Genomic DNA, 6,961 nt, shown 5'->3' with positions numbered 1-6,961 from the left:
TTTCGGTCGGGCCCTGCATGGCGCGGGCGGCGGCGGTGGTGCGGTTCCAGATCCCTGCGGCCTGGTCCGAAGGCAGATACGCCGAGAACCAGGCCATGCCGTCCCGGTCCGGGACGTACTCCAGCCGCCGGTCCTTCACACTCTTGCAATGGCGTTTCTCGATGCTGACCGGGTGGTGCCGTTCCCGCCAATACCGTGCCTTGGCCCGGAACCTCGCCGGAGTCAGCTCCCGGGCCGCGCAACCCCGCGCGTACCCGGGAGCATCAGGATCCAGGAAATGCGCCTCAAACGCCGCCGCAGCCGCCGGATCCAACCCGTCCGTTTCATCACACATGATGCGCCCGTGCTGCCACGACAGTGTTCCTGACCCCAGCGCGCCCAGCGTCAGCGGCAGGTCCTTGGTCAGTTTGGCGGATTCGACCAGCAGCCGTGCCGCCGACCCCTCACTCACAGTCAGCGCGCCAGCAACCTCAGCAGTCACGGACATCTTCCGGACGGTGCGGTCGTGCACGGACGCACCGGGTGGCGCCAAAGCCTCCTCCGCCGCGGCAAAACCTGCGGCCAGGTTCACCTTCACCGCCGCCAGCCGCGCCTCCATCCTGGCCACCCCAGCAAGACCGTCCAGGCACGCCTCCGCCTGATCCCCCAACTGATCCGCCTCATCCTGCGCCGCTCCGGCCATATCCGGCAACGAACCCGCGCCGGCCGGACCCGGATCGCCCGCCCTGCGGAGCTCAGCAGCCAGCGCAAGCGCGGAGGCACCGATGGCCTCCAACGTCTTCGCAACTGCCTCGTTATCCATACCCACAGCATGACAGGGGGCTACGACATTAAAGGGTCGACAGAGCACCACAGGCGGGCCGGTCGAAAAAAGTTTTTTTGATCCAATCCAGAGCGGAAACCAGGTCGCAGCTCAGGGCGTTCCCAGCCCTGAGAACGCCCTGAGCTGCCACTCAGTTGGGATTTAGGTGAGCGAAAAGCCCAAACCGCGGCCAGCACCGCCGTCGTACGCCGCGCCGACGTCTTTGCCTTGATGACGTTCCGACCGACTCCTAAATGCCACCCGCCAAATACCGCGGTGCTCAGGCAGCCTACTATGCGGAGGCTTCCTTTGGCTCCCTGGCTTCCTTCGGCGGAAGCCGCTGGGGATTGAGGAATGCCGCGGTGATCAGCGGCGCCACCAGGCCCACCTGCCACTGCCGGGCACCCAGCCCGCGCAGTTCCTCGGCGATGGCCGCCTCGGTGATGTCCTCCGGCGGCCTCCACGCGACGCGGCGAAGGTAGTCCGGGGTCAGCAGGTTTTCGAGCGGGAGCTTGAGTTCGTCCGCCTTCTCCTGCAGCAGCGGCCTGGCAGTCTGCAGCCTCTCGGCCGCGGGAAGGTCGCGGTCGGCCCAGACCCGCGGCGGCGGCGGGGCATTGGTGGGCAGGTGGAGCGGGGGAAGGTCGTCGAGCGCCCGGGCCGCAGCGATGCTCCGCAGCCAACGGGGAGCCTCCCGCTGGGCGGCCCTGCCGTGGAATCCCTTGGTGCTGAGCAGTTGCGGTACCGTCGTGGGCATCGCCTTGGCTGCGGCGACGAGGGCAGAGTCGGGGATGAGCCGTCCGGGAGCGACATCGCGCTTTTGGGCCAGGGCGTCGCGTTCCAGCCACAGTTCCCGCACCGCGGCCAGCTGGCGCCGGTCCCTGATCTGGTGGAGTCCGGACGTCTTGCGCCAGGGGTCAACCCTGGGTGCTGCAAGCCCGGCGGACAGGATCGCGGCGAACTCCTGCTCGGCGTACTCGAGTTTTCCGTCCGCTTCGAGCAGCTCGATGAGTTCCTCGCGCAGTTCCGTCAGGACCTCGACGTCGAGCGCGGCGTACCGGAGCCAGGGTTCCGGCAGGGGGCGGGTGGACCAGTCGGCTGCCGAGTGTTCCTTGGCGAGTCCAAACCCGAGCAGCTGCTCGATCACGGCGGCGAGGCCGACGCGGGGAAGGCCTGCCAGGCGTGCTGCAAGTTCAGTGTCGAAAAGCTTGTCCGGCCACATACCCAGCTCGGACAGGCAGGGCAGGTCCTGGCTGGCGGCGTGCAGGATCCATTCGACGCCCCGGAGGGCATCGTTGATGATGCGCAGGTCCCCGAACGGCTCAGGGTCGATCAGCCACGTTCCGGAACCTTCCCGACGGATCTGGACGAGGAACGCGCGCTGACCGTAGCGGAAGCCCGAGGCGCGTTCTGCATCAACACCGGCCGGGCCCGTGCCCGCGGCGATCGCGGCGGCGCAGCGTTCCAGCCCTGCCTGGGTTTCGATGACCAGAGGGACGCCGTCACGGGGCGAGTCGAGATCGATGACAACGGGAACCAGGCTGTCGAAGCCTTCCACCGTTATATGGGGTGTGTTTTCAGCAGCCGGAGCGCCGGCTGTGGTGTTATCCGAATTTTGTGCGGTCATGATGTCCCTAGTTTACCGGCAGCAGGCCCACGGGACGTTACGGCGGCCCGCGCCGCCGTCGGAAACGACGGCGGCGCGGTGCAAATGCCTCAGCGATCATGCCCGGAGCCCAGGTAAAGAGGGTCCAGGTAGAGCGGGCTCAAGTGAAGAGGCTCAGGCGAAGAGGCCATCTCCGATGAAGCCGCCCTGCTTGACGCCCGGTGGCACGGCGAAGAGACCGGAGCCCGTGTGCTTGAGGTATTCCAGGGCGAGGACGTCCTCCTTGGCCATGGTCATCTGCATGGGCACGTAGTGCGTCCGCGGGTCCTTGACGAAGGCAATGAAGAACAGCCCGGCGTCCAGGTGGCCCAGTCCGTCCGAGCCATCCGTGTAGTTGTACCCGCGGCGGAGCATGCGCACTCCATTGTTCTGGTCTGCGTGGGCCAGCCGGACGTGGGACTCCATGCCAATGAGCGGTTCGCCGTCGTTGCCCTTGATGGCGAAGTCGGGGGCGGTGAACTCCTTGCCGCCCGACAGTGGTGCGCCTTCTCCCTTGGTCCGGCCGATCAGGCCTTCCTGTTCGCGAAGCGAGGTGCGGTCCCAGATCTCGATGTGCATCCGGATGCGCCGCGCCACCAGGTAGCTGCCGCCCTCCATCCAGGCTTCGCCTGTGCGGGAACCGGGGCCGGCCCACACATGCTCGTCGAGCAGGGCGGTGTCCTCGGCCTTGAGGTTGTTGGTCCCATCCTTGAAACCGAAGAGGTTGCGGGGCGTCTGCTGCGCCCGCGACGTCGACGACGTGCGGCCGAATCCCAGCTGCGACCAGCGGACACGGGCCTTGCCGAAGCCGATCCGGGCCAGGTTGCGGATGGCGTGCACGGCCACCTGGGGGTCGTCGGCGCATGCCTGCACCACGATGTCGCCGCCCGTGCGGGCCGGCTCCAGGGCGTCACCGGGGAAGTGCGGCAGATCGATGAGGGCGTCGGGCCGCTTTCCCTCGAGGCCAAAGCGGGCCTTGCCGCCCTTCTCGAACAGGGAAGGGCCAAAGCCAAACGTGAGGGTGAGCCGGCCGGCGTCGAGGTCCAGGGCTTCCCCGGTGTCCTCCGGCGGAGCGTCATACGGGCCATCAACGGCGCCAGTGGCTCCTGTGGTCCGGCCGGCGGTCATGGCGTCCGCGGCAGCGGTCCAGTCCTTGAGGAGTTGGATGAGCGCCGCGCGGTCGTCGGTGGTGACGTCGAAGGCCGCCATGTGCAGGCGGTCCTGCGCCGCGGTGGTGATTCCCGCCTGCCGGTCGCCGAAGAAGGGGATGACGGAATCGTTGGCGGCCGATGGCGCTGCAGCGGCGGCCAGGGTGTCGTGGCCGAGCAGGCCGGCGGCGATTCCGGCCACGGCTCCCGCGCCGCCCACGCCGGCCAGTCCCAGAAGTCCGCGTCGGGACAGGCGGCGGTTGTCGCCGTCGGACGTCTCCGGCGGCGCCCCGGAACTGCTGGAGTGCGTGTTGGCAGGCGGCTGCTGGTCGCCGCCGAAGGGGCAGCCGCTCACAACACCACTGCCGCGGTGAGCTTGGACAGTGGCTCGCCGAGGGCGTCCACCAGGGCGCTGAGCTGCTGGACCTCGTCCTTGCCCAGCTCGTTGTAGTAGGCAAAGCCGTCACCCTTGACGTGCTTCTTCAGCTCAGCCTGCAGGGCACTGAACTTGGCGTCGAGGTCCTTGGCCAGGGCGGCGTCCTTCTGCTGAAGGGCGGGCTTGAGGTTTTCGAACGCGATCCGGGCGCCGTCCACGTTGGCCTGGAAGTCCCAGAGATCAGTGTGGGACCAGATCTCTTCCTCGCCGGTGACCTTGCCGCGGGCCACCTCATCCAGCAGTTCCTTGGCGCCGTTGCCGAGCTTGTCCGCGCTGAGCTCCACGGTCCGGGTGCGGGCGCTGAGTTCGGCCGTGTCGGCCACCAGCTGCTTGGCGAGTGCGGCGCGCTCAGCCGCGGTCAGTGTCTTGTATCCGGCCGGCGGGAACAGGTCCTTCTCGGCACGGTGCCAGCCGGTCCACTTCTGCCCCGATTCGAGGTCCGCCTCACGTGCGTCGAGCTTGGGATCGAGGTCCCCGAAGGATTCGGCCACGGGCTCGATCCGTTCCCAGTGCATGCGGGTGGCAGCGTAGAGGCTCCTGGCCTTGGCTGCGTCGCCTGCAGCGTAAGCGGCTGCGAATTCCTTGGTTCCGGCCTCCAGCTGCTCGGTCTGGTCCTTGACGTAGGCCGTGTACTGGGTGACTCCGGTGTCCACGAGCTTCTGGAGGTCGGCGTCCACGGTGGCCTGCTTGCCGGAGTCCTTGACGGTGAAGTCGGCGCGGATGCCGTCACCCTTCATCCCAGGCTTGCAGGCGGTGATGTATCTGCCCGCCGGCGCGCTGAGCACCAGGTTGCGGGTGATACCCGGGCCGATGTTCTCCACTTCCGCGACGATCCGCAGGCCGTCTTCGGCAAGCACGTAGAACTCGGTGACCTCGGCGCCGTCGTTCTTCACGGCGAAGGTGAGGTTCCCGCTGGGGGCTTCCGCCGCGGAGACCTTGCACTCGGCGTCGGTGCTGGTCACACGGATAGGCCCGTCGGTGGTGCCGGACGCGTTGGCGCTCGCGTTGTCCGTGCAGGATGCGAGGGCCAGCGGGAGGACTGCGGTGGCTGCCACGACGGCGAGGCGGGCACCGGCAGTCCGGCGGGTTTTGGGCGAAGAGAAGCCGGGCATGTGAGTTCCTCGGGGGTTTGGGGATGCAGCGGGGGTTTGGGGATGCAGCGGGTGTTGGGGGAGCGGTGTTTGATTGGGGCTGGCGCTGCCGGTCAGGAGGCGACGGCGGCAGTTGCGGCAGGGGCTTCGGCCCGCCGCAGCGGCGGGCGGAAGTTGGCGCGGAAGTAGAAGTACATGACGGGGATGGCGTACAGGACCCAGGCAGCTGCTTCCAGCCAGGTGGTGGCGGGGGAGAAGTTCAGGGTCCCCTTCAGCAGGGTGCCGTACCAGGACGACGGCGGGACGGCGGCTGAGACGTCGAAGGCAAGGCTGTGCAGCCCCGGCAGGATGCCGGCCTCCTGCAGGTCGTGGACACCGTAGGCGAGGACACCGCCGGCGATGACCACCAGGGCGACGCCGGTCCAGGTGAAGAAGCGGGACAGGTTGACCTTCAGGACGCCGCGGTGCAGGAGGTAACCGAGCCCGGCAGCCACGGTGAGGCCGAGGAGGGCGCCGAACAGAGGGGTTCCGGATTCCCCGCTGGCCTGGGCTGCGGCCCACAGGAACAGCGCCGTCTCGAGGCCTTCCCGCCCGACCGCCAAAGCCGCCACAAGCACCAGGCCCCAGGCGGCGCCGTCGGCCACACCGTCAACGCGGGAGCGCAGTTCGCTGCCTAGCGTGCGGGCGGTGCGCGCCATCCAGAAGACCATCCAGGTGACCAGTCCGACGGCGGCGATGGACAGGCCGCCGCCGATGGCTTCCTGGGCTTCGAAGGTCAGGCCGCGCGGGCCGAAGGTCAGCAGGGCGCCGAAACCGACGGACGCGGCGACAGCGATTCCCACGCCCGCCCACAGCCGGGGCAGCAGCGCTCGCCGGCCACTCTTGGTCAGGTATGCCATCAGCAGGACGACGATGAGCATCGCCTCGAGGCCCTCCCGGAGGCCGATGAGGAAGTTGGCTGTCATGAAAGCACCTTCTGCCGGAGGAGCCCGGCTTAGGCTCACCTAAGCACGGGACTTTACACGGCCAGGGCCATTAGGCAAAAGAATTGTGCCGTAATTGCCGTGAAAATTACTCCACCGGTTTGGGCAGCACCTTTGCTGGAGGCGTTTGAGGTAGGGCAGGGCCGGACTGGGCGGGGGAGAGCCTAGTTGCGGCGCCTGCGGGGGAGCGCGGAGACGCCCTCGGGCAGCGGCGGGAGGCCGGCGAAGGTGCACACCATATCGGACCACGCCTCCAGGTGCGCCTGGACATCGGCGCCCACCGGGGTCCACGAGGCGCGCAGTTCAATGTCGATCGAGGCGGGGCGGTCAGCCAGCGTTCCGAAGCTCTCGGACAGCACGCGGGTGGCGGTGCCGCCGGCCGCGCGGTAGGGGGCATGGTGGGTTTCGAGGGCTTCCACGAGCCACGTCCACGCCACCGAGCCCAGCATTTCATCGTTGCCCATCTCGGCGTCGAGCTGGGCCCGGATGTAGGTGACGATCCGGAATTCGCCATCCCACACCGCGGAGCCGTCGGGGTCGTGCAGCAGGATGAAGCGCCCGGTGGCGAGCTCCTCGCCGTCGTCGTCGGCATCATCACCGGGGGAGGCTCCGGCGGCGGCCGACCGGGCCAGCGCCATGGCCGCCGGCCCGTGGACCGGTGAACGGTCCCGGTCGCCGCCAGCCCCGCCGCCGCTGGGAACGATGACCTCGGCCCCGAGGGCCACGGCGAATGGCGCCAGCCGTGCGGGCGCCGGGATCTCGTCGAGGCGCAGTTCGCTGCGGCAGCGTGCTTTGCGGAGCGTTCCCAGCGCATACAGAAAATTCGCGGGAACCTGGGCCAGTGCGTTCACAATCGCAG

Annotated in this window: 6 protein-coding genes; all 6 read right to left on the bottom strand. The window is 68.5% G+C overall.

The window, feature by feature from the left end; all coding sequences use genetic code 11:
* On the bottom strand, positions 1–802 hold an 802-nt coding region (locus G9E11_RS04550; protein ID WP_190603645.1), incomplete at its 3' end, for a DUF222 domain-containing protein.
* A gap of 292 nt (positions 803–1,094) precedes the next feature.
* A complete protein-coding gene (locus G9E11_RS04545; RefSeq protein ID WP_190603242.1) occupies positions 1,095–2,426 on the bottom strand; it encodes an HRDC domain-containing protein in 1,332 nt (443 codons plus the stop codon).
* 153 nt (positions 2,427–2,579) lie between these two features.
* Positions 2,580–3,947 carry an iron uptake transporter deferrochelatase/peroxidase subunit gene (gene efeB, locus G9E11_RS04540; protein ID WP_190603240.1) on the bottom strand — a complete coding sequence of 456 codons (1,368 nt, stop codon included), beginning with the start codon at positions 3,945–3,947 and terminating at the stop codon, positions 2,580–2,582.
* On the bottom strand, positions 3,944–5,140 hold the full coding sequence (gene efeO / locus G9E11_RS04535) for an iron uptake system protein EfeO (RefSeq protein ID WP_190603238.1): 1,197 nt from the start codon (positions 5,138–5,140) through the stop codon (positions 3,944–3,946). Before efeO ends, efeB begins: the two co-directional genes overlap by 4 nt.
* Before the next feature lie 92 nt (positions 5,141–5,232).
* On the bottom strand, positions 5,233–6,084 hold the full coding sequence (efeU, locus tag G9E11_RS04530; RefSeq protein WP_190603236.1) for an iron uptake transporter permease EfeU: 852 nt from the start codon (positions 6,082–6,084) through the stop codon (positions 5,233–5,235).
* Between the two features lie 182 nt (positions 6,085–6,266).
* On the bottom strand, positions 6,267–6,956 hold the full coding sequence (locus tag G9E11_RS04525; RefSeq protein ID WP_190603644.1) for a DUF3000 domain-containing protein: 690 nt from the start codon (positions 6,954–6,956) through the stop codon (positions 6,267–6,269).
* Positions 6,957–6,961: the final 5 nt, after the last annotated feature.

The organism is Arthrobacter ipis, from assembly GCF_014694315.1.
Classification (GTDB): domain Bacteria; phylum Actinomycetota; class Actinomycetes; order Actinomycetales; family Micrococcaceae; genus Arthrobacter; species Arthrobacter ipis.
The sequence above is the reverse complement of the archived record's forward strand: the minus strand, read 5'-3'. Positions and strand labels throughout refer to the sequence as shown.